Source organism: Streptomyces sp. NPDC023838, assembly GCF_040639555.1.
In the GTDB taxonomy this organism is placed as follows: domain Bacteria; phylum Actinomycetota; class Actinomycetes; order Streptomycetales; family Streptomycetaceae; genus Streptomyces.
In genome coordinates this window covers 183,132-208,018 of record NZ_JBFAAD010000007.1, presented here as the reverse complement: position 1 = coordinate 208,018, position 24,887 = coordinate 183,132, and the positions used below count along the sequence as shown (strand labels likewise).

Annotated in this window: 28 protein-coding genes; 18 read left to right on the top strand and 10 right to left on the bottom strand. The window is 71.8% G+C overall.

Annotation, left to right across the window (positions count from 1 at the left end; translation table 11 throughout):
* Window positions 1–285 precede the first annotated feature (285 nt).
* Genes AB0G17_RS11875 through AB0G17_RS11850 form a run of 6 tightly spaced genes read left to right on the top strand, consistent with a single transcriptional unit; the run spans window position 286 to window position 4,636 of the window.
* Entirely contained in the window at window positions 286–867 is a 582-nt protein-coding gene (locus AB0G17_RS11875) for a bacilysin biosynthesis protein BacA (RefSeq protein WP_361379504.1), read from the top strand.
* Window positions 864–2,132, top strand: coding sequence for a DUF6421 family protein (locus tag AB0G17_RS11870; protein ID WP_361379501.1), 1,269 nt, complete (start codon window positions 864–866; stop codon window positions 2,130–2,132). The genes AB0G17_RS11875 and AB0G17_RS11870 overlap by 4 nt, the downstream gene beginning before the upstream one ends.
* A gap of 32 nt (window positions 2,133–2,164) precedes the next feature.
* A complete protein-coding gene (locus AB0G17_RS11865) occupies window positions 2,165–2,638 on the top strand; it encodes a nuclear transport factor 2 family protein (RefSeq protein ID WP_361379498.1) in 474 nt (157 codons plus the stop codon).
* On the top strand, window positions 2,635–3,597 hold the full coding sequence (locus AB0G17_RS11860) for a branched-chain amino acid transaminase (protein ID WP_361379494.1): 963 nt from the start codon (window positions 2,635–2,637) through the stop codon (window positions 3,595–3,597). The genes AB0G17_RS11865 and AB0G17_RS11860 overlap by 4 nt, the downstream gene beginning before the upstream one ends.
* On the top strand, window positions 3,594–4,322 hold the full coding sequence (locus AB0G17_RS11855; protein WP_361379491.1) for an AzlC family ABC transporter permease: 729 nt from the start codon (window positions 3,594–3,596) through the stop codon (window positions 4,320–4,322). The genes AB0G17_RS11860 and AB0G17_RS11855 overlap by 4 nt, the downstream gene beginning before the upstream one ends.
* A complete protein-coding gene (locus tag AB0G17_RS11850) occupies window positions 4,319–4,636 on the top strand; it encodes an AzlD domain-containing protein (protein ID WP_361379488.1) in 318 nt (105 codons plus the stop codon). Before AB0G17_RS11855 ends, AB0G17_RS11850 begins: the two co-directional genes overlap by 4 nt.
* Here the strand turns inward: AB0G17_RS11850 and AB0G17_RS11845 are convergent.
* The 5 genes from AB0G17_RS11845 to AB0G17_RS11825 all read right to left on the bottom strand — a co-directional run bounded on the left by AB0G17_RS11845 (window position 4,608) and on the right by AB0G17_RS11825 (window position 12,399).
* Complete coding sequence (locus tag AB0G17_RS11845; protein ID WP_361379485.1) at window positions 4,608–7,901, bottom strand: BTAD domain-containing putative transcriptional regulator; 3,294 nt, start codon at window positions 7,899–7,901, stop codon at window positions 4,608–4,610. The two genes, AB0G17_RS11850 and AB0G17_RS11845, sit on opposite strands and share 29 nt — an antisense overlap.
* Before the next feature lie 64 nt (window positions 7,902–7,965).
* Window positions 7,966–8,286: a nuclear transport factor 2 family protein gene (locus tag AB0G17_RS11840; RefSeq protein ID WP_361379482.1), complete on the bottom strand. Its 321-nt coding sequence runs from the start codon at window positions 8,284–8,286 to the stop codon at window positions 7,966–7,968.
* A gap of 42 nt (window positions 8,287–8,328) precedes the next feature.
* Window positions 8,329–8,754 (bottom strand): nuclear transport factor 2 family protein, encoded by a 426-nt coding sequence (locus AB0G17_RS11835; RefSeq protein ID WP_361379479.1) that lies wholly within the window; start codon window positions 8,752–8,754, stop codon window positions 8,329–8,331.
* A 317-nt stretch (window positions 8,755–9,071) separates the two neighbouring features.
* Window positions 9,072–10,841, bottom strand: coding sequence for a glycoside hydrolase family 6 protein (locus AB0G17_RS11830; RefSeq protein ID WP_361379476.1), 1,770 nt, complete (start codon window positions 10,839–10,841; stop codon window positions 9,072–9,074).
* Window positions 10,842–10,914: 73 nt separating this feature from the next.
* Entirely contained in the window at window positions 10,915–12,399 is a 1,485-nt protein-coding gene (locus AB0G17_RS11825) for a cellulose binding domain-containing protein (RefSeq protein WP_361379473.1), read from the bottom strand.
* A gap of 1,118 nt (window positions 12,400–13,517) precedes the next feature.
* Here AB0G17_RS11825 and AB0G17_RS11820 point away from each other — a divergent pair.
* From AB0G17_RS11820 to AB0G17_RS11800, 5 genes are all read left to right on the top strand, one after another.
* A complete protein-coding gene (locus tag AB0G17_RS11820) occupies window positions 13,518–13,745 on the top strand; it encodes a DUF5133 domain-containing protein (protein ID WP_067156565.1) in 228 nt (75 codons plus the stop codon).
* Window positions 13,742–14,614, top strand: coding sequence for an ANTAR domain-containing protein (locus tag AB0G17_RS11815; protein WP_361379469.1), 873 nt, complete (start codon window positions 13,742–13,744; stop codon window positions 14,612–14,614). The genes AB0G17_RS11820 and AB0G17_RS11815 overlap by 4 nt, the downstream gene beginning before the upstream one ends.
* 43 nt (window positions 14,615–14,657) lie before the next feature.
* Window positions 14,658–15,308, top strand: coding sequence for an HAD family hydrolase (locus tag AB0G17_RS11810; protein WP_361379466.1), 651 nt, complete (start codon window positions 14,658–14,660; stop codon window positions 15,306–15,308).
* 159 nt (window positions 15,309–15,467) lie between these two features.
* Entirely contained in the window at window positions 15,468–15,887 is a 420-nt protein-coding gene (locus tag AB0G17_RS11805; RefSeq protein WP_361379463.1) for a response regulator, read from the top strand.
* Between the two features lie 165 nt (window positions 15,888–16,052).
* Window positions 16,053–16,643, top strand: coding sequence for a hypothetical protein (locus AB0G17_RS11800; RefSeq protein ID WP_361379460.1), 591 nt, complete (start codon window positions 16,053–16,055; stop codon window positions 16,641–16,643).
* Between the two features lie 41 nt (window positions 16,644–16,684).
* Here AB0G17_RS11800 and AB0G17_RS11795 read toward each other — a convergent pair whose 3' ends face one another.
* Window positions 16,685–17,041 (bottom strand): helix-turn-helix domain-containing protein, encoded by a 357-nt coding sequence (locus AB0G17_RS11795; RefSeq protein WP_361379457.1) that lies wholly within the window; start codon window positions 17,039–17,041, stop codon window positions 16,685–16,687.
* 139 nt (window positions 17,042–17,180) lie between these two features.
* On the opposite strand from AB0G17_RS11795, the gene AB0G17_RS11790 reads away from it, so the two are divergent.
* Both AB0G17_RS11790 and AB0G17_RS11785 read left to right on the top strand, forming a co-directional pair.
* A complete protein-coding gene (locus tag AB0G17_RS11790; protein WP_361379454.1) occupies window positions 17,181–17,981 on the top strand; it encodes an ANTAR domain-containing protein in 801 nt (266 codons plus the stop codon).
* 148 nt (window positions 17,982–18,129) lie between these two features.
* Complete coding sequence (locus AB0G17_RS11785; protein WP_361379451.1) at window positions 18,130–18,345, top strand: hypothetical protein; 216 nt, start codon at window positions 18,130–18,132, stop codon at window positions 18,343–18,345.
* 73 nt (window positions 18,346–18,418) lie between these two features.
* On the opposite strand, the gene AB0G17_RS11780 is transcribed toward AB0G17_RS11785, so the two are convergent.
* Window positions 18,419–18,943, bottom strand: a complete 525-nt coding sequence (locus AB0G17_RS11780) for a hypothetical protein (protein ID WP_361379830.1) — start codon at window positions 18,941–18,943, stop codon at window positions 18,419–18,421.
* Window positions 18,944–19,236: 293 nt separating this feature from the next.
* Between AB0G17_RS11780 and AB0G17_RS11775 the strand changes: the two genes are divergently transcribed.
* A complete protein-coding gene (locus AB0G17_RS11775) occupies window positions 19,237–19,470 on the top strand; it encodes a WhiB family transcriptional regulator (protein ID WP_361379448.1) in 234 nt (77 codons plus the stop codon).
* Between the two features lie 63 nt (window positions 19,471–19,533).
* On the opposite strand, the gene AB0G17_RS11770 is transcribed toward AB0G17_RS11775, so the two are convergent.
* The 3 genes from AB0G17_RS11770 to AB0G17_RS11760 all read right to left on the bottom strand — a co-directional run bounded on the left by AB0G17_RS11770 (window position 19,534) and on the right by AB0G17_RS11760 (window position 20,995).
* Complete coding sequence (locus tag AB0G17_RS11770) at window positions 19,534–19,908, bottom strand: VOC family protein (RefSeq protein ID WP_361379445.1); 375 nt, start codon at window positions 19,906–19,908, stop codon at window positions 19,534–19,536.
* A 161-nt stretch (window positions 19,909–20,069) separates the two neighbouring features.
* Window positions 20,070–20,276, bottom strand: coding sequence for a hypothetical protein (locus AB0G17_RS11765; RefSeq protein ID WP_361379442.1), 207 nt, complete (start codon window positions 20,274–20,276; stop codon window positions 20,070–20,072).
* A 134-nt stretch (window positions 20,277–20,410) separates the two neighbouring features.
* Window positions 20,411–20,995 (bottom strand): TetR/AcrR family transcriptional regulator, encoded by a 585-nt coding sequence (locus AB0G17_RS11760; RefSeq protein WP_361379439.1) that lies wholly within the window; start codon window positions 20,993–20,995, stop codon window positions 20,411–20,413.
* Window positions 20,996–21,133: 138 nt separating this feature from the next.
* Here AB0G17_RS11760 and AB0G17_RS11755 point away from each other — a divergent pair, with 138 nt between their 5' ends.
* From AB0G17_RS11755 to AB0G17_RS11740, 4 genes are all read left to right on the top strand, one after another.
* Window positions 21,134–21,982 (top strand): methyltransferase domain-containing protein, encoded by an 849-nt coding sequence (locus AB0G17_RS11755; protein WP_361379436.1) that lies wholly within the window; start codon window positions 21,134–21,136, stop codon window positions 21,980–21,982.
* Window positions 21,983–22,146: 164 nt separating this feature from the next.
* A complete protein-coding gene (locus tag AB0G17_RS11750) occupies window positions 22,147–22,806 on the top strand; it encodes a diguanylate cyclase (protein ID WP_361379433.1) in 660 nt (219 codons plus the stop codon).
* Window positions 22,803–23,828, top strand: coding sequence for an SMP-30/gluconolactonase/LRE family protein (locus tag AB0G17_RS11745; RefSeq protein ID WP_361379430.1), 1,026 nt, complete (start codon window positions 22,803–22,805; stop codon window positions 23,826–23,828). Before AB0G17_RS11750 ends, AB0G17_RS11745 begins: the two co-directional genes overlap by 4 nt.
* Window positions 23,829–23,974: 146 nt before the next feature.
* Window positions 23,975–24,841 (top strand): SDR family NAD(P)-dependent oxidoreductase, encoded by an 867-nt coding sequence (locus AB0G17_RS11740; protein ID WP_361379427.1) that lies wholly within the window; start codon window positions 23,975–23,977, stop codon window positions 24,839–24,841.
* Window positions 24,842–24,887 lie beyond the last annotated feature (46 nt).

Below are 24,887 nucleotides of genomic sequence, written 5' to 3'. Positions count from 1 at the left end.
GCGGGACGCGGAATGACGCGATGCGTACGGCAGCGGACCGGATGTGTGGATGAAAGAGACAGGATTGTCACCCTCCCCGACGGCATTTGTCGCCGGATTTCCGGAACGTTGAACGAGCGGAAGTGGCCACAGTGTGGGAAATCAGTCGGTGTGAGTCCGGCGCTGTGGCCGCTGCGGGGCGGGCCCGCTTAGGATCACCGACGCGGGCCGTGCACCGACGCACAGCCCGCGTGCTGCCCCCCGAGGGCGGCAGGAGATCCGCGGGGGAAAGCGTGGGGAGTGGGAATGGTGACGCGCGAGCGCGTATGCGTCAATTCTTTATCGCCTTCGCCCATCGGCGAGATACGGCATCTGCACACCCTGGGCCCGACCGGCACCAACCTGGAGGCCGCGGCCCATGAGTGGTTCCGGCGGCAAGGGCTTGAGGGCGAGGGGCGGGTGACCCTCCACGCGACCCTCGAATACGCGATGGAGACCGTGCCCAGAAACGGTGAACACGCCCTTGTCGCCTGCGCCGTCTACCCGGAGCTGCACACGCTCGTCTTCGGCAACTTATGGGTTTGCCGCATGGTGGACTCCTTCGTGTGGCCCACCCACGAAATGGTGCTCGCCGTCGCGCCGGGCACGCACGCGGAGCCGCGCACCGTGGCCACCCACCCCGCGCCCGCCGGCCTCGTACCACCGTCCGGCGAGCGGCAGTTGGTGACCAGCAACGCGCAGGCGGCCATCGACTGCGCCGACGGCAAGGCCGAGGGGTGCGTCACCACCGTCGTCGCGGCGAAGGCCCACGGCCTGCGCGTGCTGCGCAGCTTCGGCGAGGTCCCGATGGTCTACACCGTGCACCATGTGCGGGAGGCCGCTCCGTGACCGGAAGGCCCCCCACGCACCGCCTCCAGGACGACATGCTCGGCGAGGCGGAACGGCTCGGCCAAGGACTCCTGCCGCGCATCGACGCCTTCCGCGCCCGCCAGCGCGACGACGGCGCGGTCGTGGACCCGGGCGAGGCTGACCGGCGCGGCCTCCTGACCATCAAGGACGAGGCGGTCCGCTGGTTCGCCGGGCACGGCAGGGCGGGCCAGGCCGACGCGCTGGCCGCCGACATCGAGGGCTGGCTGGCCGCCGGACTCGACACGCCACCGCACTTCGGCCGTAGCCGCGACGCGCTCACCGCCCCGGCCGACGGCGCCTGGGCGGCGTTCCTCGCCCCCGTACAGACCACCAACAGCGTCCCGCCGGTCGGCAGGCGACTGGAGTTCTTCCTCGTCCGCCGCAAGGAGCCCGACGCACTGCCCGAGCTGGCCGTGCGCTATCCGCACCCCAAGAACAACTGCCAGGCCACCGTGCTGCTCGCGGGCAGCGAAGGGCTGGCCAAGGGCAACTGCATCGTCTTCTTCCCGGAGAATGTCGCGGCCCACGACAAGGTGGCCGAACAGGCTTACGCGATCTTCTTCTTCAGTAAATTCCGCAGGATTCACGAGACGTACGCGGTGCCCTCCGCGCGGGCCGTACTCACCCCGGATTCCCTGCCGCGCGCCTCGACCGGAATGGATCCCGAGGTGTGTTACCAGGCGCGTTCCCTCTGGGGATATCTGCACGACTACTTCCACCACCAGGGGCAGTGGCCGCTCGACCGGCACATCAAACTCAAGATGAACTGGTTCATCGGCCTCCTGGAAGAGCTGAAGGTCGACGCCAAGACCGTGCTCGCCTGCCACGACGACGCCGTCCCGTACGCCGACGAACAGATCGCGATGATCCTTCTGGAGCGGATGTTCCGCTATCCGCTCGACGCCCGCGCGGTCCGCAACTTCGACGCCGGCACCGGCGTGTTCCTCTACTCGTGGCTGCGCGAACGCCGCGCCCTCGCCGACCACGGCGGCCGGCTCTCGCTCTCGTACGACCGCGTCCTCGACGGACTGCGCGAGCTGGTGGAGACGATCGAAGCCATGGAAGCGGCGGTCACCACGCCCGAGGAGTACCGCGCGGCGGCCAGGGAACTGGTACGAACTCATCTGCGCGAGGGCGCCGAAGGCGACCGCTACGCGTTCACGGACGATCAGCGGACGCTCGTGCGCGCACGGGGCCGTCTGGCATCCCTGCCACCCCTGCACTTCGCGCCGGCCGAGGTGTGAGCAAGCCATCGAGAGCTGAGGAGACGAGCGACATGGACACCGACGCCACGGGGGACGAGGGCCGCGCGGACGGCCGGGCGCTGGACCGGGCCGCCATGGAGGCCGCGGTGCGGCTGTATTTCGAGGCGTGCAACAAGGTCGACCGCGACCTGTTCGCCCAGTGCCTCTCCGAGCACGTCGTGCACTACCTGGCCGCGGGCATGTCCGGCCCTATCGAGGGCATCGACCCCGTCGTGGAGCGCTGGGGCGCCGATGTGCGCGCCAATGACTCCCACTGGGCGGTGGACGCCGTCTACGCCGACCCGCACCGCCGCACCGCCATCTGCGAGTGGACCGCCTTCAAGCCGCGCCTGGGCAAGGTGCTGCGCGGAGCGGAGGTCTACCGTTTCGACGCCTCGGGCCTGATCGACGAGGTCCGCATCTACTACGCGTCCCGGCGCGACGACACCGTCCCCGTCAACGAACTGGAGGGCTTCCCCTACGCGGAACGGGGGTTCGCCACATGAGCGACGCGAACCACGCGAGCGGTGTGCGCGCGCCCGCCGACCCGCCCCTGGACGACCGGGACGGCGCCATCTGGCTCGACGGACAGCTCGTGCCGTGGCGCGAGGCCCGGCTGCACGTCCTCAGCCACGGACTGCACTACGGCGGCAGCGTCTTCGAGGGCGAGCGCGTCTACGGCGGCCGGGTCTTCAAGCTGCGCCAGCACAGCCTCCGCCTGGTCGCCTCGGCCCGGGAGATGGGTTTCGTGCTCCCCTGGAACGCCGACGAACTGGACGCCGCCACCCGCGAGGTGGTGGCTGTCGCGGGCCTCACCGAGGGCTATGTCCGCCCGGTCGCCTGGCGCGGCAGCGACACCCTGCGCCTGGTCGCACCGGGCAACTCGGTCCACGTGGCGATCGCGGCCTGGCCCTGGCCGCGGATCTTCGCCTCCGGGCCGCGCGGCATCCGGCTGCGCACCTCGCGCTGGCGGCGCCCCGCGCCCGACACCGCGCCGGTCCGCGCCAAGACCGCGGCCCTGTACGCCCTCGGCTCCCTCGCCGGACAGGAGGCGGAGGCGGCGGGCCGCGACGACGCGCTGCTCCTCGACCACCGGGGCCGGCTCGCCGAGGCTACCGGCGCCAATCTCTTCCTGGTGATCGACGGCGCCCTGCACACCCCGCCGCCGGAATGCGTACTGGACGGCATCACCCGCCGTACCGTCGTCGCGCTCGCCCGCGAGCTCGGCCTCAAGGTCGTCGAGCGCCACCTGGACCCGGCCGAACTGGCCCGCGCCGACGAGGTGTTCCTGACCGGCACGGCGTATGAGGTCCAGCCGGTCACCGCCGTCGACGCCCTGGAGTACCCGGTCGGCGACGTCACGACCGCGCTGGTGCGGGCATACGCGCACACGGTGCGCGACGAGGGGACCGGCCCGGCCCCGGCGAGCGGGCCCGCCCCGGCCGGAGCGAGCGAGCGCGGATGACCGGCACCGAATCCGAACCCGTCCGCCCGGCTCCGCCCGGCGGACGGCGCGCGGCCTGGGCCGCGGGCGCCCGAGCGGCGGTGCCGTTCACCGTGGCGATCTTCGCGTTCGGCATCTCCTTCGGCGTCCTCGCCAAGGGCGCGGGCTTCGGGGCGCTCGGCGCGACCTCGATGTCCGGCCTGGTCTTCGTGGGCTCCTCGCAGTTCGCCGCCGTCTCCGTGATCGCCAACGGCGGTGGCTGGGCGGCCGCGGCCGTGGCGGGCACCTTGCTGAACCTGCGCTACCTGGTGATGGGCTTCGCCATCCTGCCCGCGCTGCGCGGCGGCCGGGCCCGCCGCGCGGTCGAGTCCCAGCTGGTCATCGAGGAGTCCTGGGCCATCGCGAGCGACGCGGACGGACGCTTCGACCGGACACGGCTGCTCTCCTCGGGCGTGGTGCTCTGGCTCGGCTGGTTGCTGGGCACGCTGCTGGGGGCGATCGGCCCCTTCAAGGCGGTGGACGTCCTCAACTACGGCCTGGACGCCGTCTCGCCGGTCCTGTTCTTCCTGCTGCTCGCGCCCCACCTGGGCACCGCCCGCAAGCGGACGGCCGCCCTCACCGCGGCCCTGTGCGCGGCGGCCCTCACCGCGGCCGGACTCCCCGACGCTGCCATCGCGGTCGCCTGTCTGATCGCCGTCGTCTGGACGGTGAAGCCCATGACCCGCTCTGCGAAGGGGGCCCGGTGAGCAACGACCCGTGGATCGTCGTCGGCGCCCTGGTGGTGACCACGTTCCTCATCAAGGGCGCCGGTTCGCTGGTGATGGGCGACCGTGAACTGCCCGCCTGGTTCCCCCGGTTCGTGGAGTACCTCACGCCCGCGCTGCTCGCCGTCCTGGTCGTCACGCAGCTCGTGGGCTCGGCGGGCGCGCACGGCATGACCTTCGACGCCCGGCTCGCCGGGTTCGCGGGGGCCCTGGTCGCCTGGCGGCTCAAGGCGCCGGTGCCGCTCGTCGTCCTGGTGGCCGCGGTGATCACGGCGGGGGTACGGGCGCTGGGCTGAGGTCGTCGCCCGCGTCCCGCACGGCGGCGGCCACCTCCAGGGCCCGCGCCAGGCCGGGCTCGTGTCCGGCGGCCCGGTGCATGCGCAGGGCCCGCTCGACGGCCTGCGCCGCCTTGGTGCGGTGGCCCAGCGCCAGGTGCACCCGGGCGAGTTCGGTCCGCGCCTCGCCCTCGACGAGCCTGAGCCCGGCCTGCCCGGCGGTGCTCAGCGCCCGCCGGGTGTACGCGAGGGCCTCACGGTTCTCGCCCAGGTGCCGCTGCGCCGCCGCCAGGCCCACGCAGGCCGCCGCGTCCGCCCGCAGACAGCCCGTCGCCCGGGCCGCCTCCAGGGCGCGGCGGTGGTGGTCCAGGGCGCCGGGCGCGTCGTCCAGGTGCAGCAGCACGGTACCGATGGTGTTCAGCGCGTCCGGCTCGACCAGGCGGCGGTGCGTGCGGTGGGTGATGCTCAGCGCGTCCATCGCGTACTTGAGCGCGAGCCGGGGGTCCCCGTTGTCGCGGCACACCGCCGCGAGCGTGTTGAGCGCCCCCTCCGCCGCGTACGTGGACAGCAGCCTGCCGTGTGCGGCCAGCGCCCGGGTGAGCAGGCGCTGGGCCTCCTCCAGGGCGCCCAGCGCGTGGTGGACGGCGCCGAGGCCCCACAGGGCCAGCATCACGGTGTGTTCGTCGCCCGACGCCTCGGCGCGCTCCCGGGCCTCGGTGAAGTACGGTCGTGCCGCGTCCAGTTGGCCCCGGTCCAGGCGGATGGAGCCGAGCAGGAACAGCGCCCACGCCTCCCCGGCGGGCTCCCCTCCTTCGCGGTAGAGGGCCAGGGTGTGCTCGGCGTGGCGCCAGGCTTGGTCGAGGGCGCCCAGTTCGCGGTGCGAGGCGGCGAGCCCGAGCACGGCCCCGGCCCGCTCCACGGGCAGCCCAGCCCGCGCGAACAGGGAGTCGGCGCGGGCGCTGTGCCGCAGCGCCTCCTCGTGCCGGGCCAGCTCCCACAGGACGTAACACAGGCTCCAGTGCATCACCGCGCGCGCGTGGTCGTCGTGCTCGGCCTCGGCGGCGCGCAGACCGGTCTCCGCGGCGCGCAGCCAGTCGGTGCGCTGGCCGTGTTCCATCAGGTGGCCGTGGGTGGCCAGGGCGGACCTCCACGCGAAGGCGCGCGGCCCGTGCCCCAGGGCGTGCTGTGCGCAGGCCAGCAGGGCGGCCCGCTCGTCCTCCAGCCAGGACAGCGCGGCGGCGGGGTTCCTGAAGGTCAGGGGCGCGGTGGGGGAGCCGTCCGGCTCGGGCGGGGCGGCCGCGTACCAGGAGTAGAAGGTGCCGTAGAGCAGATGGCCTGCCTGCTCGGCGGTCGCCAGGTACCAGGTGAGCAGTCGGTCCAGGGCCTCCTCGCGTACGGCGGTGTCGTCCTGCGCCCGGGCCTGCTCGCGGGCGAACAGGCGTACCAGGGCGTGCAGATGGAAGCGGCCCGGCCGGTGCGTCTCCAGCAGGCTGCGGGAGACCAGCTGGTCCAGCAGCCGGGCCGTGGCGGCCAGTGGGGCCCCGGCCAGCGCGGCGGCGGCCGGGGTGGAGACCTCGTCGCCGGGGGTGAGGGCGAGCAGCCGCAGAAGCTGCTGTTCCGGTGCGGGCAGGGAGCGGTAGGACAGCGCGAGGGCGCTGCGTACGCCGGTGTGCTGCTCCTGGTCGAGCGCGAGGTCGTCCAGGCGGTCCTCGCCGCGCAGCGTCTGGACGACTTCCGCGAGGGGCAGGTGCTGGTCGCCGATGAGGTGGGCCGCGACGATCCGTACGGCCAGCGGCAGACCGCCGCACAGGCGGACGGCTTCGGCGGCGGCCTCGGGCTCGCCGCGTACCCGGTCGGGGCCGATGACGCGGGCGAGCAGGGCGAGTGCCTCCTCCTCGTTGAAGACGGCGATGTTCACCCGGTGGGCGTCGTGGAACGCGGTCAGGCCCCGCAGGTCGTGGCGGCTGGTGACGACGACGAAGCAGGTCGGTGAGCCGGGCAGCAGCGGGCGCACCTGTTCGAGGCCGGCCGCGTCGTCAAGGAGGATCAGCATCCGCTTGCCCGCCAGGAGCGAGCGGTACAGCGCGGCCTTCTCGTCGGTGTTCTCCGGCAGGTGCCCGGCGCCGACCCCGAGGGCCCGCAGGAGCTGGCCCAGGGCGTCGTCGGCGGAGGTCGGGGGCGCGTCGGCGTGGCCGCGCAGATTCGCGTACAGCTGCCCGTCGGGGAAGCGGTCGGCGGCCCGGTGCATCCAGTGCACGGCGAGGGCGGTCTTGCCGACGCCCGCCATGCCGGAGAGCGAGGAGATCACCAGGGTCTGTCCCGGGCCCGTGGCGTACTGGGAGAGCAGAGCGTCGAGTTCGCGCAGATAGCCGGCGCGGCCGGTGAAGCTGCCCACATCGGGCGGCAGCTGGCGGGGGACCGGGAGCGCGGCGGGCGGAGGAGCGGGCTCGGGGGCGGGCTCGGCGGCGGCCAGGCCGGGGTCGCCCACCAGGACGCGCTGGTGGAGCTCCTTGAGCGGGCGGCCCGGCTCGATGCCCACCTCGTCGTCGAGGAGCTGGTAGTAGTCGCGGTAGGAGGCCAGCGCGTCGGCCTGGCGGCCCGAGCGGTACAGCGCCAGCATCAGCTGGCAGCGCAGCCGCTCGCGCAGCGGGAACTCGGACACCAGCGTGGTCAGTTCGGGCACCGACTCGTCGTAGCGGCCCAGCTCGACGAGCGCGTCCAGACGGTCCTCCCGGGCCACCAGGCGCAGCTCTTCCAGACGGTCGGCCTCGGCCAGCGCGAAGCTGCGGTCGCTGACGCCTTCGAGCGCGGGGCCGGTCCACAGGGCCAGCGCCCGGTCGAGCAGGGCGACCGCGGCCTCGGGGTCGTCGTCGGCCGCTGCCTTGCGGGCCTGGTCGGTCAGGTGCACGAAGCGCAGGGCGTCGACCTGCTCGTCGGCCACCTGCAGGGTGTAGCTGGTGTTGCTGCGGGCGCCCGCGCTGAGCAGGATCTCGAAGCCCGAGGTGGCGCGCCGGCCCGGTTCCAGGATGCGCCGCAGATGCATGACATGGGTGCGCAGGGCGCTGATCGCGCCCTCCGGGGCGTCGCCCTCCCACAGGAGTTCGGAGAGCCGGGAGGTGCTGACCGGCCGGCCCCGGGCGAGCGCGAGGACCGCGAGGAGTGCGCGCTGCTGCGGCCCGAGGCCGATGTGACGGCCCCGGACCTCCACACTCACCGGGCCCAGGAGGCGGATGCGCACCGACTCCTTCGGCGCCGGTTCCGCCCCGGGCCCCGAGGTGCGGCTCACACCATGCCTCTGCTTCCTGTTCCCGCTGCCCGTTCTTCGTACCTCGGTCTCGGCGTCGGGACGCTCAGCCGGGGCCGGTGACGAAGCCCCGGATGACCGGGCCGGAGACGGAGAACTCCCACGCGGTGTCGATGTCCCCCCAGATGTCGTTGTGGAAACGCGCCGTCACCGACAGACCGTCGTGCGACTCCCGTACCACCTCCATCCGGGCGTGGGAGGAGAACAGCTCGCGCTCCACCCAGGCGGCGGTATCGCGCTCGGTGCCGACGTCGACGACCGTGGCGTCCTTGGCGAGGACGGTCCACAGGGCCTGCTGGTCCTGGGCGTTGACCGCGTCGACGAAAGCCCGTACGAGCGGGTGGGAGGGCATGCCGGGGGGAGTCATCTCTCGTGCCTCTCTGCGGGGTGGGGGGCGGCGGGCGGAGGCTCAGCTGTCGGTCACGGCCCGGTGGAGGGCGTGGGTGTCCTCGAAGAGGTGGTAGCGGGCGATCTGCCCGTCCACGACCGTGACGTGGGCGGCGAACGGGGTCACGAGGGGCTTGCGGGTGGCCTTCACGGTGTCCCGGAGATGGCCGATGATCACCCCCTGTTCACCGTCGACCACGATGTGCGTCACCGTGAACTCCTCGGGCTTCAGGTACTCGTGGAGGGTCGTGAAGAACGTCATGACTCCCTCCCGCCCGCTCCGGAGGCCCGACCACGGCACCGCCGAGGATCCCGGAGCGTCGAATTCCGCCGACTCGGCGAACACCTGCACCGCCCCGTCCAGATCCCGCTCCGAGAGCCGGGCCAGATAGGCGTCGATCGCAGCTCGGGTGGCCTTCGCGGCGCCCTCGGTGGGCTGCGTGGACATCTCTCACCAACTCCTCGTCCGTGCTGTTCTCCGTCGTGAGGCTCCAGTGTGGTGCGCCTGTGGCGGCGAGCGTAAGTCGCTCGCTGTTTTCCGGCCATGCAGGCAGGGGCGCCCGGCGGGCCCGGGCACCACGAAGCGCCGGGTGGCGGCCCATGCCACCACCCGGCGCCTCACGTACGACCCGACGCCGGAGCGCCCGCGCCGGTCACACGCGGGCGGACCGCCCACGGCCTCGCCGGGGCCCGCCGCTCGGGTGAACCGCGGCGGACGGCGAGGAGTCGGGTCACTCGCCGCCCGCCACGAGCCTGCGCGGCGGCTTACAGCGCCGGGTACGCGTTCTTCATGAGCTCCTGGAACTGGGCGGAGAACCAGCGGCCGGAGAGCGGCGCGTTCGGCAGCGCGCCCGAGAGGTGGTTGTTGTTGCGGGGATTGCCCGTGTACGTCGGGTCGCACATCCGGTCGAAACCCTTGCCCTCGTCGTTGGGGATCGCGCTGCTGGAGCCGTCGGACTCACCCGGCGGCTTCATCCACACGTACGCGTCGATCCCGGCGGCCGGGGCGGCCTGCGGGCGCTCGCCCAGACCCGCGCCCGACTGGTTGCACCAGTTGCCGACGTGGATGCGGCGGTCGTAGCGTCCGCCTTCCACATAGGTGTCGACATCGGTCTTCGGGCCGGGGCCGGTGGGCCTGGCGGTGCCGCCCCACCCGTTGCGCGAGGTGTCGATCAGCATGCCGATCCCGGGGGAGAAGCCGACCGAGACCAGCTTGGCACGGAACGCCTGGGCGTAGGAGAGCTCGTCGACGTACCGGTTCCAGTCCACCCACTTGGACTGGCGGACCGAGACGCCGTTGACGGAGTCGTCGATGGTGAAGTTGTTCTCCTTCAGTGCGCTGTAGTTGGCCGTGTTGGTGATGAAGCCGTGCACGTCGGCGGGTGTGGCACCCTCGGACGTGGCCGCCAGCTTGAACTCGTCGGCGGCGGCACCGAAGTTGTCGTCCCAGCCGATCCAGCCGTGGTGCCCGGCGTCGACGTAGTTGTAGACGTTGGGAACGGCGCCCAGCTTGTGCAGCGCGTATCCGACGCCCTTGACGTAGTTGCCGTTGGCCAGCATGGTGTCGCACTGCGGGGTCGCCGTGGCGCGGCCTCCGGTGTTGGTGACGAGGTTGGGCAGCGAGTCGATCTCGACGGCGGTGACGATCCGCAGACCGGCGTACTTGGCGTCGGAGAGGATCGCGGCGATCGGGTCGATGAACTGGGTCTTGTACTTGTCGATCTCGGTGGGGCCGAGTTCCCCGTTGGACGCGAGCGCGGAGCAGTCGCGGCCCGGCAGGTCGTAGACGACCAGCTGGACCACCATCTCGCCGCTGCCCTTCTGCTTGAGGGCCTCGTCGAGGTGGGCGCGCAGACCCATGCCCCCGTTCGCCCCGGCGATGGTGGCGATCCGGTCGAGCCAGATCCCGGTGGGCTGGTTGGAGACCCGGGTGCCACCGGGCTCGGCGGCCGCATGCGCGGACCACTCGGGGTTCACATACACCTTGGCGCCTGCGTACGGGTTGTCCACGCGGTTGCCGGGCGGGGGAGTGGTGGGCGGAGTGGTCGGCGGGGTGGTCGGTGGGTCGGTGGGAACGTCGCCGCCGTTGCAGGCCACGCCGTTGAGGGTGAACGACGTGGGCAGGGCGTTGGTGCCGCTGTAGGAGGCGTTGAAGCCGAAGTTGGCCGAGCCGCCGGTCGCCAGCGTGCCGTTGTAACTCTCGTTGGCGGCGGTGACCGCCGCCCCGGACTGCGCCACCTTCGCGTTCCAGCCCTGGGTGACCTGCTGGTTCCCGGCGAAGGTCCACTTCACGTTCCAACTGCTCACGGCCGGGCCGTTGTTGGTGACGGTGACGGAGGTGGTGAAGCCCGTGGACCACTGGTTCTGGACCTGATAGGCGACGGTGCAGGCGGACGCCGCCGACGCGGTGCCCGCGGTACCGACGATACCGGCGGTGCCGGTGGCGGCTCCGGCGAGAACACCGGCGGCCAGCAGCGCCGTGCGCTTTCGGGAGGACGTTCGCTCTCTGGAGGATCGGACGGGTATGCGGCTCATGGTGTGGCCCATGTCCTTTCGATGGATGGAGCGATGGGGATGGGGCAGTGCGGATCGGTTGGTGGAGCGGGGATCAGTTGACGGAGCGCAGGTGGTCGCGCAGGCCGCTGCCGTACGCGGTGGGGGTCCCGTCGTACGCGCTGATCAGGGAGGGTCCCGTAGAGCAGTCCCAGGTGTTCCAGGTCCAGCCCAGATAGGAGATCCCCCGGTCGTCGAACCACTTCACGGCGCGGTCGACGAAGGAGTGCCCGCAGGTGTTCTCGCCCAGCTCGCCCACGACCAGCGGGACCCGGGCGGCTACGGGCGCGAGGGTGGAGTCCCAGCACGACTCGCTCGCACAGCTGTTGAAGTTGTAGCCGTGGTAGGCGGCGGCCAGGTTGCCCGCCGGGTCGGCGGGAGCGTGGGCGAGCCACTGGCTGAGGTCGTTGGCGTAGGCGATGCCGCCCGCCAGGACGAGGTTGTGGGCGCCCGCCCCGCGTACCGCGTCCAGCAGGTCCTGCATCCCGGCGACCTCATAGCCGATGCCGGGGCAGCTCCCGCCGTCCCGCCAGCAGCTCCACGCCTGGTCGGCGGTGGAGGTGGCCCGGTCCGGATACGGCTCGTTGAACAGGTCGAAGGCCACGGCCGGGTCGCTCTTGAAGGCGGTGGCGACCGAGGACCAGAACGCGGGTGCGTACTGGGCGTCGGGCATCGGTTTCTGACAGCTCGCGTGCACGTCGGAGCAGCCGGACGAGTTGCCGGTGTACTGCCCGTACGACCAGTGGAGTTCGACGATCGGTGTCATGCCGTGGGCCTCGACACGGTGGACGAGATCCTGGACGGCGGTGATGTAACGGGCGCCCGCGTATTCGGGTTTGATGTTGGAGAGGCCCAGCCAGCACTCCTCGTTGAGCGGGATGCGCACGGCTCCCGCGTGCCAGTCGGCGATGGCGGCCACCGAGGCGTCGTCCACCGGGCCGTCGAAGAAGCCGCGCCCCTGGACGCACATGAACTCGCCGCCGGACCGGTTGACGCCGAGCAGCCTGCGGGTGGCGCCGCCCGCGTCGACCAGCTTGTTCCCGGAGGCGTGGAGCACGGGCGCGCCGGTGCTGGCAGTTGGTGAGGGGGAGGTGGGGGTGGGTGTCGGTGTGGGGTCGCCGCCGCCCGTGGTGGCGCACGGGGCGCCGTTGAGGGTGAACGCGCCCGGGGGCGTGTTGGCGCCGGTGAAGGAGGCGAGGAAGCCGATGGTGGCGCTCGCGCCGTGGGCGAGCGAACCGTTCCAGCTCTCGTTGGCGGCGGTGACGGTGCCGCCGGACTGGGACCACTTGGCGTTCCAGCCCTGGGTCACCTTCTGGTTGCCGGTGAACGCGAAGCCCAGACTCCAACCGGACAGTACTGACGCGTTGTTGGTGACCGTGACCGAACCCTGGAAGCCGCCGCCCCACTCGTTGGTGACGGAGTACGCCACCGAGCAGGACGGCTCGGCGCCGGATGCCGTGACGCGGGGGACGACCACGGCGCTCGCGAGCACGAGCGCCGCCGCGGCGATGGGTACGGCCAAGTGCGGGGGGTGTCGCATGAGCGGATCCTTCACGGCCGGGACGCCGGCAGATGTCCGGCGTTCGACGGATGGAAGCGCTCCCACTGGTGGGGCATCACCGTAGGGGCTCGGGTGTCGCATGGCAAGGGAGACGGACTTTTACGTGGCGGTCACGCGTCGGTAGCTTCCGCACGGCAGTAACTTGCCGGAAAGTGCAGCCAGTTCCTGGGCGCGCGCATGCCTCGCTGCCGCCTCCCCCTTCGGTCGCGGTGACCCCCACGCTGGAGCCGCGTATGAGAGGCGCACCCGGACACCTGCGTCGGGTACGTCGCGTACGTCGTATACGGAGCTCACGCCCCAAGCCCCCTCCGCGGCGCTGCCACGTACAACGCGAGATCCCCAACTGCCCTAGAACAGCGAACGAGTTGGGGCCCTGAGGAGTCGAGTGACTTCGACTCTTCAAACATCTTGACCGCGAGCCCGTCCAACTCCATGCTGGGAGCGCTCCCACTGGGTCAAGACTTGTGCACAACTCGTACGAGGAGAGGAGGGGGCATTCCCGCGACCGCTACCTACTGAGGGGTAGCGGCACCCGCCTGCGGCGGCACGCGGTCGGCGCCGCCGGCGCAGGTGGTGCACATACCCGACTGGGTCGAGTCGATCGCCGCCGACAAGCGGGCCGGATGTTCGCCACCGCGTCGCCCTCCCCGACGGGCTCACCCTGGACGGCCAGGGGCGCCCCTTGATCGCCACCCACGCGGCGGGACAGATCTGGCGCGTCGAGGGCGAGAGCCTCTGCACCGTGGAGTCGGGCCTGTACCTCTCCACTCAGATCACCTACGGACACGGCGCCCCGGGGGTTCTCGGCGGGCAAGCTCTACCGTCGGGCGTCAACGGACAGATCTACGAAGTCCCCGCCGGTGCCGAGCCGGATCAGTCGGCCGGGCCCCGGCGGTGCGCTGACCCACTCCTGACGCCGTCGGCATCAGCTGTCGCCCGGGACCGCGCGCCGTCGCGGCGACGGTCCGCTGCGGGGCCGACGGCAACGTCACGCCCCTGCCCATGTGACACGAACGACCGTTGGAGGGGCGTGTACGGGCGGGAAGCCGGGGCAATCGGACACGTATCGTGACCGTATCGAGTGGAGGGGTTTCCTCATGTTGATGGCTCACCCGGCAGTGCTGCGTGATCTGCTCGCCGAATACGACGCGCTGTGCGCGCTGAACGCCGCCGAAGGCGGCGAAGCCACTCGCCGGCGACTTGAGGATGTCTCCTACACCCTGTGTGTGGCGACGGGTACGCGGGACGTCGACGCCGCTGTGATCGCCGCACGCCACCGGCTGCCCGGCGCGCGTACCTTCGACGACTCCGTGCTGAGCGCGTGACCGGGGTCCCGGAAGGAAACGGCGCGGCTCAGGAGGTGGCGCGGTTGCGCGAGGAGGTCCGCAATCTGCGGGCCCAGGTCCGCAGCCGACCCCTGATCTCGCACGCCCAGGGCATCCTGCAGGAGCGCTACCGGCTGCCGGACGCCGAGAGTGCCTTCGCGCTGCTGCGCCAGTCCTCCCAGCGTTTCAACGTCAAGCTGCGCGTGCTGGCCGAAGCGGTGGTGCGTACGCAGAGACCGGACGATCGCGAGGACCTGTGGTTCCCGGGGCGGGGGCACCGAAGACCGCCGCTGCTCGACGCGGTCGGTGTGGACGACCCCGGCGGAGTCAACCGGGGCGCGGTGCTCCGTGCGGTCCTGTCGCAGGCCCTGGCCATCACGGGCACGGACATGGGCAACGTGCAGATCATCGACCGCGCCGCCAATGGGCTGCGCATGGAACACCACACCGGTCTGAGCGAGCAGTTCGTCGAGTTCTTCGCCTTCGTCGGCGAGGACGGCACGTCATGTGCGAAGGCCGCCAAGGAAGTGGCGTTGACCACCGTTCACGATGTCGCCACCGACGAGGTGTTCACCGACGCGGCACGTCACACCATCCTGCGGGCGGGCAGCCGAGCCTGCCACAGCGTTCCGCTGGTCAGTGAGTCGGGCACCTGTCTGGGAATGGTCTCCGCGCACCTCGAACGTCCCACGAAGGATCTGCACCCGGCCCAGGTGAAGGCCCTCGCCGCCACCGGCCACCAGGTCGGTCGCTGGCTCGACTGGCACGAACACACCGTGGTTCGCGACGCGTTGGAGCATCTGCACGCCCAGGGCCGGTCGAGAGACACGGATATGGATACGGATACAGGTACGGGCACGGGTTCGTGATCGGCGTGCACGGGTGCCCGGCGGGCGCCTCTATGCTGCGGAGATGATCAAGCCGATTGAACTCGTGATATTCGACTGCGACGGTGTGCTGGTCGACAGCGAACGCATCGCCGTACGCGTGCAGGTGACCCTGGGCGCCGAGCTGGGGTGGCCGCTCACCGAGGATGAGGTCATCGACCGTTTCATCGGGCGCTCCAACGCCTCGATAGGCGAGCAGATCGCCGCCCGGCTGGGTGACGAGGCCGCCGTCGTCTGGTGGGAGCGGTTCGAGCAGCTGCACCGTGAGGCGGTGGACGCGGCGCTGCTGCCCGTCGACGGGCTGCCCGAGGCACTCGACGCGCTCACCCTGCCGACCTGCGTCGCCTCCAGCGGCTCCCACGACAAGATGCGCCACACCCTCGGCCGCACGGGCCTGTACGAACGCTTCGCGGGACGCATCTACAGCGCCACCGAAGTCGCGCGCGGCAAGCCGGCCCCGGACCTGTTCCTGCACGCGGCCCGGCAGATGGGCGTCGATCCGGCGGCGTGTGTGGTGGTCGAGGACAGCCGTCCCGGCGTCGAGGCCGCCCGCGCCGCCGGCATGCGCGCCTTCGGCTACGCGGGCGGGCTGACTCCGGCCGAGCGGCTCGAAGGGCCGGACACCGTCGTCTTCCACGACATGCGCAAACTGCCGTATCTCCTCGCCGAACAGTGATCGGCGGGGCACTGGTGAGGAACCGGGACCAGCTGGCCCCAGGCCGGTGAAAGTGGCTATGCTCCGGTTTCGGAGTGGTCAGGAAGCGGCTGCCCCTCTCATCGCCGTGCAGCCGATCAGTGGGAGCCACCTGTGTCCGTACCATCTCCGTCGTCCCGCATGCCCGGAAGCGATGCACCGCCGGGGCCGGAGGGGGCGCTTCTGCTGGTCGACGACCACGAGGACAACCTGTTCGCCCTGGAACACGCCCTCACCCCGCTCGGCCGCCCGATCCTGCGGGCCACCAGCGGCGAACAGGCCCTCAAGACGGTGTTGCGCGAGCCCGTCGCCACGGTGGTGATGGACGTGGTGATGCCGCACATCGACGGCCTGCAGACCCTGGCCTACCTCCACCGCCTGGACCAGACCCGCGACCTGCCCGTGCTCCTTGTCACCGGCACCAGCCGCGACAACCAGCTGGCCCAGCTCGCGTACAAACTCGGCGCCGCCGGGATCCTCCTCAAACCCCTTGACCCGTGGGCCCTGTGCTGCCACGTCCGTACCCTCGCCGACCTCTACACCCGTACGCCCGTGGCATGACGGCCCGTCAGTCAAGGGCGAACGGCAGCCCGGCCGCCAGTTCGCCGAGTCAAAGAGCGTGAGAAGAGATCCACACAAGCAAGGTAGTGCGGTGCCGGAACGGCGAACAAGCCTGAACGGGGGGTGTGGTGACCCGCCTTCGACCGCGCGGGGGAGGATCGCCTCATGACGATGATCAGGACGGCCGGGATACGGTCCGCGATGCTGCCGGTGCCGGTGCCGGTGGCGGTGCTGGCCGTGCTGGCGGCGGGGTGCGGCACGGAGCGGGCGGGGAACAGCGCCGGTGCGGACCGGCCCTCGCGGGCTGGTGCGGCCACGCCGAGCACGCCGGTGGACTTTCCCTGCCCGGGCGAGAGTGCCACGTCGGCGCCCCCGACGGCCGCGGCCACTACGAGCCCGGCCGTGCCGCCCACCGACCACTACGCCGAGAACCACGGCTTCATGGTGCCGTTCCCGCTGCACGGCCGGCACCGCTGCGAGGGGCTCTCGGCTGTCGCGCGCGTCGAGAAGGCGCTCGAACCGCTGCGCCGGCGCGGTGACTTCGCCCCCGAGAATACCCGAGGCGCACTCACCGGCCTCGGCTACTCGGCCGGGCAGGTGCGGTCGTACCAGAACGGCCCCACCGGAGTCGGATTTTTGATCGACACGTACCCGCTGTGCGTGGAGGGCACGATGAATCGCGACTCGACCAGGGCGGAGGCGTTCGGCGGCCACCCGGACCACTCCGGCTGCGACCGTCCCAGCGGCGGCCACTGACCGGACGACCGCCGTAGTCGAACGCGGCGGCTGAGGCGGCCTCAGGCCCCTTCGGGACGCGCGCGGGCGCTGCTGAGCAGGTCGGCGCGGAGGGCCTCGTCCTGGGCGAGCAGGGCGAGGAGGGAGGCGACGGTGAGGCCTGCCTCCGCCTCGGCGGGGTGGCGCAGGACCTTGCCGGGCTCGATCCGGTAGGTGTTGCTGCGCCCCGCGCGCGTGTGCGAGAGGAACCCGGCCTGCTCCAGATCGGAAATGATCTTCTGGACGGCGCGTTCCGTGAGTCTGCAGTGCGCGGCGATGTCGCGGATCCGCGCGCTCTGGTTCTCGGCGATCACCGCGAGCACGCGCGCGTGGCTGGTGATGAACGTCCATCCTGTGTGCGGTTCCGGCACTCCACCCATGGGTGGATCGTACGCCCTTTGGTTCGCGTATAGAAACAGGCGAATTTCACTTCATGTATCTCTTGACGTGTCTCCCGTTGGGAGGCGACTCTGTGGACGGAGGAAGGGCCCGGGGCCCAAGACACAGCGGGAGATGGCCATGGCGCAGCCGTCACACACTGCGGAGCCCGGCAGCACGGGTTCGGCCGGCACCTGCCTGGGGGGCGCACGCCCCATCGGCACACGCCGCCTGTCCGGGCTGTCGGTCCGCTGTCGGCGCGACGGCGACCGGACGGTGGTGAGCGTCAGTGGAGAGCTCGACCTGGCGCTCGACTTGACGGTGGACCAACAGCTCCAACACGCACTGCAGTTGGCCTCTTCGTGTTCCGAGCACTCCGACGAGGGCGTCGGCCTGGGACTCGGCGGCGTCGGCCGCTGTGACTGCTCCACCGTGCACATCTGGCTGACCATCGGCGAGCCGTCCCCGAGCGCGCCGGGAAGCGCCGCCCCGGTCGCGGCCGGACCTGACGGCGCGGCGGCCCCCAGGGACCACACGGCCCCCACGGACAAAACGGACCGCACGGACCATGCGAGCCATGCCGACCAAGCGGATCACGCCGATCCCGAGGCGGACGCGGGTCTCGAACTCGGCCAGCTGCGGCGTGCGATGGAGAGCCGGGGCACCATCGACCTGGCGCGGGGCATCCTCATGGCCGCTTTCGGCGTCAGCCCGGAGGACGCCTGGAGCGCGCTGGTCATGACCTCCCAGAACACCAACACCAAGCTGTATCGCGTCGCCCAGCAGGTCGTCGACTCCGCCGGAGGCGCGCCCTTGCCCCAGCCGGTCCGACGGCAGCTGTCGGCAGCCATGGCCAAGCTCTCCACCGCCGACAGCGCACCAGGAGCGGCGCAGAGCACCGGCCCGGCGGACGCCGGCCTCGCGGGCAGCGAGGCTCCGTAGCTCGCGGCTGCCGACGATCTGGTATGCGTTCCGAGGTTTTCACCCCAACAGGTGAGGTACTCCGACAGGGCGTTTTCTTCGTACGGAGGACGTAGGCGCCGGACAGGTTGGGACCATCAGCCGCCGGCGCCGCCGTCGTCCTCCGCCCGTGCCGCCGCTCATGTCCGGTGCCGCTGCTGATGCCCGGAGCCTCTCCGTCGTCGCCCGCCTCGCGGCCCCCGAGTCGGGTGCGCACAGCAGGCGGAGGCGGAGCACGGCAGGAAGACTGCGCCGTCTCATCCACTCGATCCTGGACGGCAACGACAGCGATCCGCGCGACGACGCGACGATGCTGCTCATCGAGTGGTGGCCGCCGGAGGTATAGCCCGCGGTTCAGGGCCACAAGGTTCAAGGTCACAAGGTCTCGGCTGCGAGGCTCAGGGGCCACGTCGAGACGCTCAGAGTGTCCCTCGGGCGGGCAGTTCCTCGCCGCAGCGGGCGCAGTAGCGGGCGTCCGTCTCCCCGGACATCCGCCCGCACGCCGGGCAGACGCGGTCCAGCGAGCAGGGAGCTTCACCGCCTTCACTGGCTCCGCTGCTGCCTCCGGCGCCGCCGGCATCGGCCGTGCCTTCGGCGTCAACGGTACGGAAGCCGATCCGCAGCCCGGGGCGCCGCTGGTGGACGGAGAGGTACACCAGGCCGTTCGGCCCCGCGAGCAGCCCTCGTCGTGCCGTCCTCGGCAGCCATGCCACGGCCCCGGGCTCCAGTGCCCGCCGCTCCACCCCGTTGTCGAGCAGTCCGTCCCCGTCGACCACGACCAGCAGCACGTCGAGTTCGGACTCGACGTGCTCGGCCACGGCCGCGCCCGCGGACAGCCGCACCAAGTTGGCGTCGAGCTGTCTGCCCCGCTCGGCCAGCCGCCACAGCGCGCCCCCTTGCCCCTCTTCGGCCGCGGCGACGGCTTCATGAAGGGCTACGAGCACTCGGGAGGTCTCGACTGGGGCGTGCAACGGTGTCTCCTGACGGCGCTGGCGGACGCTGACGGGTCTGGACGAGGCACCGTACCGGATCCGGGGCAGCTGGTGGGCCGCCCTGCCCGCATTGCGGTAGCAGGGATTCCGCTTTCCGTCCCGGGCGTCCCTCACATGATTCCCGGGTGCCCCTCACCTGAGTCCCGGATGTCCCTCACATGAGTGGTGTCATGAGTGGCGGCTGTTTGGCCATGGTGCCCAAGGGCACTCGCGGCTGCATGGAGTGGCTCAAGGATCAGGAATGGATGCGCGAAGCCGCCTGCGTCGGCATCGACCCGGAACTGTTCTTCCCCATCGGGCACACCGGCCCGGCGGTCGAGGACCGTGCGGCCGCCCAACGCGTCTGCCGGAGCTGCCCCGTAGCCCGGCAGTGCCTCTCGTACGCGTTGGAGTCGGGGCAGGTCACAGGAGTGTGGGGCGGCCTGACGGAGGAGGAGCGGGCGCGGATGCGGCGCGGTGCGCGGCGGGCCCGGCGGTGACGCCGTGGCCCGGCGAGTGAAGGGTCGCACCCCTGTCGGTGCTCGCACCCCTGCCGGGCAGGGTCACTCCTGGCAGAGACAGAAGGGGTGGCCCGCGGGGTCGGCGTAGACGCGGAAGCCGCGTTCGCCGTCGCGGTCGTCCAGGTCGAGCGGGGTGGCTCCCAGAGCCAGCACCTGCTGTTCGGCCGCGTCCATGTCCCGGACGTGGAAGTCCAGATGCATCTGCTGCGAGTTGTCGTCGGCGCGCGGCCACTTGGGCGGGGTGTGCCCTGGGGCGAGTTGGAACGCGATGCGGTGGCCGCCGGGGACGCGGAGGTCGTACCACTCCTCGTCGCTGTCCTTGGTCACCTCTCCGCCGAGGACCGCCGCGTAGAACTCCGCGAGCGCCTGCGGGTCGGGGCAGTCCACGGCCACGAGACAGTAGGTTGCGATGGGCATACCGGTTTCCTCCTCGGTCAGGGGTGACCTACCGGTACCCCCTATCCCGTGGGGTACGCGGGCGGGAACGGCATACGAGTGACGGGACGGGCCGACACCCGGCCGCCTCCACGGGCCGGCCGCCGACCCCCCACGGGTCAGCGGCTGGTCGCGGCTTCGGGTCAGTGGCCGGTCGCCTCTTCCTGGGCTTCCTCGTTCGGGGTGAGCGCGTCTCCGGCCTCACCGTCATGAGGGTCTTTCCGCGTGCGGCCCGGATCGCGGGTCTCCGCGTCCTCGAACTCCTTGAGGGCTTCGCCGAGCGCGGTGTCGGGGTCCGGCTCCGAGGGCCGGTCGTCGGGAGAGTGCTTACCGGGCTGCTGACGGGTCATGGTTGCTCCCTGTGGGGTGGGGGCCGGGCCGGTACAGCTGTGTGTACGTGGGCGATTCCGGCCGGTGTGTCACGCGGTTACCCCACTCCACCCCACGAATGCGTCAAGGGCACCCTGGACCCACCGGCCAGGCTCTAGCCTCCCATCAACGCCCCCACCAGGCGCCTCATCTGGGCCCGTGGGTCGGGTGTGCCCGGCCAACTGGTGAGCAGGAGGTGGTGGGCGGCGCCGACCACGGCCAGTGCCGTCCCTTCCGGGTCGACGGTGTCCGCCACCCGGCCGAGCCGGCTTTCGGCGAGCAGATACCCCGCGATGGCGTCCTGGATGGCCGCGAAACCGGGGGCCCCCGCTTCCAGCGCCTCCCGGATGCGCAGCGCGGCCGCCGGGCGCGTCATGGCCACCCCTGCGACGGTGGGGCCGCCCGAGTCCAGCAGGGCGAAGGCGACGGCCTGGAGGTTTTCCGTCACGGAGCCCTGGCCGACGAGCCCCGCGAGGCCCTCGGCCTTCGTGGCCGTACGGGCGAACCGGTCCAGACAGAGCTCCGCGACGAACTCGTCGAGCCCCGCGAAGTGGGCATGGAGCAGCCCCTTGGCGCACCCCGCCTCGGTGGTGACGGCACGGCTCGTCAGCGCGCCGGGCCCGCCTTTTTCGAGCACCCGCTCGGCGGCCGCGAACAGCCGCTCCCGAACATCTGGCGTCGCCACTCCGCGCGGTGACATGGGCCCTCTCCCGTACTGCTGCCGTGGTTGCCGGGCACGTTCCCCGTCCTGTGGATCTTAGCGGGGGTTGTCAGTATGGGCGCGCGCCCATACTGTTTGGGCGCACGCCCATTCTTAGTCGCTACGCAGGAGGTACCCGTGCTGAACGTCGTCAACACCGAGCAGGAGCAGGCCTGGAACGGGCCCGAGGGCGCCTACTGGGCCCGCAACCAGGACCGCTGGAACGCGGTGAACGAAGGCTTCAACGAGCCGCTGCTCGACGCCGCCGCCGTCACCGAGGAGTGCCAGGTCCTCGACATCGGCTGCGGCTCCGGCCAGACCACGCGTCTCGCCGCGCTCAGGGCGTTCCGCGGGCACGCGCTCGGCCTCGACCTCTCCCACCCGATGCTCGCCTCGGCGCGCACCCGGGCGGAGCGTGAGGGGCTGTCCAACATCACCCACGAGCAGGGCGACGCCGAGGTCCACCCCTTCGAGCCGGCCGCCTACGACTCGGCGCTCAGCCGTTACGGGGTGATGTTCTTCAGCGACCCCGTCGCCGCCTTCGGCAACATCGGGCGCGCGCTTCGACCCGGCGGACGCCTGGCGTTCGTGTGCCCGGCGGCCGCCGAGCGCAATGAGTGGGTCGGGGCGCTCTCGGCCCTGGGCGGCCTGCTGCCCCTCGGTGATCTGACGCGGCCGGGCCTGCCGGGGATGTTCTCGCTGGCCGACCCGGCCCGTATCCGCCAAGTCCTCACGGCGGCCGGGTTCACCGGCGTCACCGTCACCGAGGCCCAGGCGTACGGGAGGTGGGGGAGCGCGGCCGAGGACGCGGCGGGGTTCCTGCTCGGCACGGGACCCGGCAGCCATCTGATGGGACAGGTGGACGCCGCGACCGGGGCCCGCGCCCGCCGGACGCTGGAGGAGTGGCTGCGCGCCCACGAGGCGCCCGACGGCACGGTGCGGCTGCTCAGCACGTCGTGGCTGGTGACGGCGGACCGTCCGGCCTGAATCCGGCGGTCGGAGGTCCCCCGTGTTTTCGCCGGGCGCGGCCGGGCACCTGGGAGGAGGCTGGTCCCGTACGAGGAAGATCACGTCCCGTACAAGGAAGATCACGAGGAAGATCACGACGGAGTCCTACGAGGCCTACGGGTCCTCCGACGAGAAGGGATGCCATGCCGACTCCCACCGCACCCGCCCCGGCCGCCCGCTTGGCGCGTACCTGGATCCACTGGCGCCGGGGGCGCGATCTCCCGGTCACCTCGGCCGCACACGGAGTCGAGGACGCCAACCGGCGGTTCCTGCTGTATGGGGTGCTGCCCCTGTGGGTCGTGCCAGGCGTCGCCGACTGGTGGATGCACCGGCGTACCCGGATCGAGGAGACGTCGGGCGCCCGCGAGTCGGCGGTGCACGCGCTGATGATGACCGAGGCGGGCGTCCCGGTCGCCGTGGGGCTGCTGGCGAAGATCAACCCGCTGGTCCTGTCCGTCATGGGCGGCGCCGCCGTCGCGCACGGGGCCACCGCGCTGTACGACGTGAGCTTCGCGACCGGACGGCGCGAGGTCCGGCCGGTCGAGCAGCACATCCACAGTTTCCTGGAGGTCCTCCCGCTGACCGCGATGGCCTTCGTCGCCTGTCTGCACCCCGAGGCCGTCCGCGCGACCCTGCGGGGCGGCCCGGGCCCCGACGACTGGAAACTGCTGCCGAAGGAGAGGCCGCTTCCCGCGCGCTATCTGGCCGCCCTGGCCGCGACCATCAGCGTGGGTGTGGCGCTTCCGTACGCCGAGGAGATGAAGCGCTGCCTGCGGGCCCGCCGCACCCGGCGCGCCGCGTGAGGCGCGGCAAGGCGGCGGCGGCCTCCCGCCCGGCGCCCGGCGCGTTATCGCCGCTGCACCTGGTCGAGTTGGACGGCACGGGCCCCGAGGACGTGGTCTTCGACAGCTCCGGACGCCTGTTGACCGGTGTGGCGGACGGACGCATCCTGCGGATCACGCTTCCCGGGCCGGACAGGCCCGGTAGCCCCGCCGAAGTGGTGGAGGTAGGACGTACGGGCGGGCGTCCCCTCGGCCTCGAAGTCCTGTCTGACGGGCGTCTGTTGGTGTGCGACGCGCAGCGCGGCCTGCTCCGCCTCGACCCGGACGGCGAGAGGGGCGGCGAGACAGGCGGCAAGGCGGGCGTCGAGGTGCTGGCCGACTCGGTGGCCGGAGCGCCCCTGCGGTTCTGCAGCAACACGGTGGCCGCCTCGGACGGCACGGTCTACTTCACGGTCTCCAGTGGCCGTCACGGCCTCGACGACTGGCTGTCCGACATCGTGGAGCACCAGCCCACCGGCCTGCTGGTGCGCCTGGCGCCCGGCGAGGACCCCGAAGTGCTGCTCGACGGGCTCCAGTTCGCGAACGGGGTGGTGCTCGCGCCCGACGAGTCGTTCGTGACGGTGGCCGAGACCGGCGCGCGGCGGCTGACCCGGCTGTGGCTGACCGGACCCGCCGCGGGCCGCCACGACACGCTCACCGACGACCTGCCGGGCTTCCCCGACAACATGTCCCGCAGCCCCGGCGGCGGATTCTGGGTCGCGCTCGCCGGGCCGCGCACACCGCCGCTGGAGTGGCTGCACCGGGCCGCACCCGGGGTGCGCCGGGCGGTGGCGGGCGCGGTCCGCCGACTGCCGCCCCCGCCGGCCCTCGGCGGTGCCCGGGTGGTGGAGGTCGACTCGTACGGCCGGGTGGTTCGCGAACTGCGGGGGCGCGGGTACCGGATGGTGACCGGCGTGGCCCAGTACGGGAGCCGGCTGGCCCTGGGCAGCCTCCGGGAGGGCGCCGTGGCCTGGTGCGACCTCCGCGAGCCGACCCCGGCCTGAGTCGGGCCGGGGGCGGGGCGGCATCGAGTAACGGTATGGGCCTTACAGAGGCGAGACGGTCCGTCTTGACTGGGGCCCCGCGACAGGTGCATAGTTGGCGCATCAAGCGAGACGCAGCGTCTCGCCAAAGGGGAGGGGTGCCGCATATGCGCACGTCAGGTAGGAAGACAGACCGCGTTTGGTTCATCACGGGCGCCAGCCGCGGCCTCGGTCGCGCCTACGCCGAGGCGGCGCTGGCCGCGGGCGACCGCGTCGCGGCCGCGGCGCGCAGCACCGGGCCGCTGGAGGAGCTGGCCGCCGCGCACCCCGGGCGGGTCCTGCCGCTCACGGTGGACGTGACCGACCGGGACGCGGCGTTCGGCGCCGTCGCCGAGGCGGTGGCGCACTTCGGTCGGCTCGACATCGTCGTCAACAACGCGGGGATGCTGTCGATGGGCATGGTCGAGGAGTTCACCGAGGCCGAGGCCCGTGCCCAGATGGACATCAACTTCTTCGGCGCGATGTGGGTGAGCCAGGCGGTGATGCCCACGCTGCGGGAGCAGGGCTTCGGGCACATCGTCCAGATCTCCAGCATCGGCGGGCTGGCCGGCTTCCCCAGCACGGGGCTCTACAGCGCCAGCAAGTTCGCGCTGGAGGGTATGAGCGAAGCACTGGCCATGGAAGCGGCCGGATTCGGGGTGAAGGTGAGCATCGTCCAGCCCGGCGGTTACTGGACCGACCTCTACACCGCGATGCACAGCACGACCGCCATCGAGGCGTATGCCCCGCTGCGGGCGGAGCTGGAGAAGCAGTTCGCCGAGGGCTCGGTCGACAGTGCCCCGAACCTCGCCGCCGAGGCACTGCTCAAGCTCGTCGACAGCGACGAGCCGCCCCTGCGGCTGCTGCTGGGGAGCATGGTCTATGACCTCGCGTTCGACATCGCACGCAAGCGCATGGACACCTGGGCCGCCTGGGAGGACGTCAGCCGTGCCGCCGAGCACGCCATACCGGCGGGAGCCGAGACGGGGCAGTGAGCTGATCCTCATTAGGGTGTGCGGTGCGAACGTCCACCGATCGGCC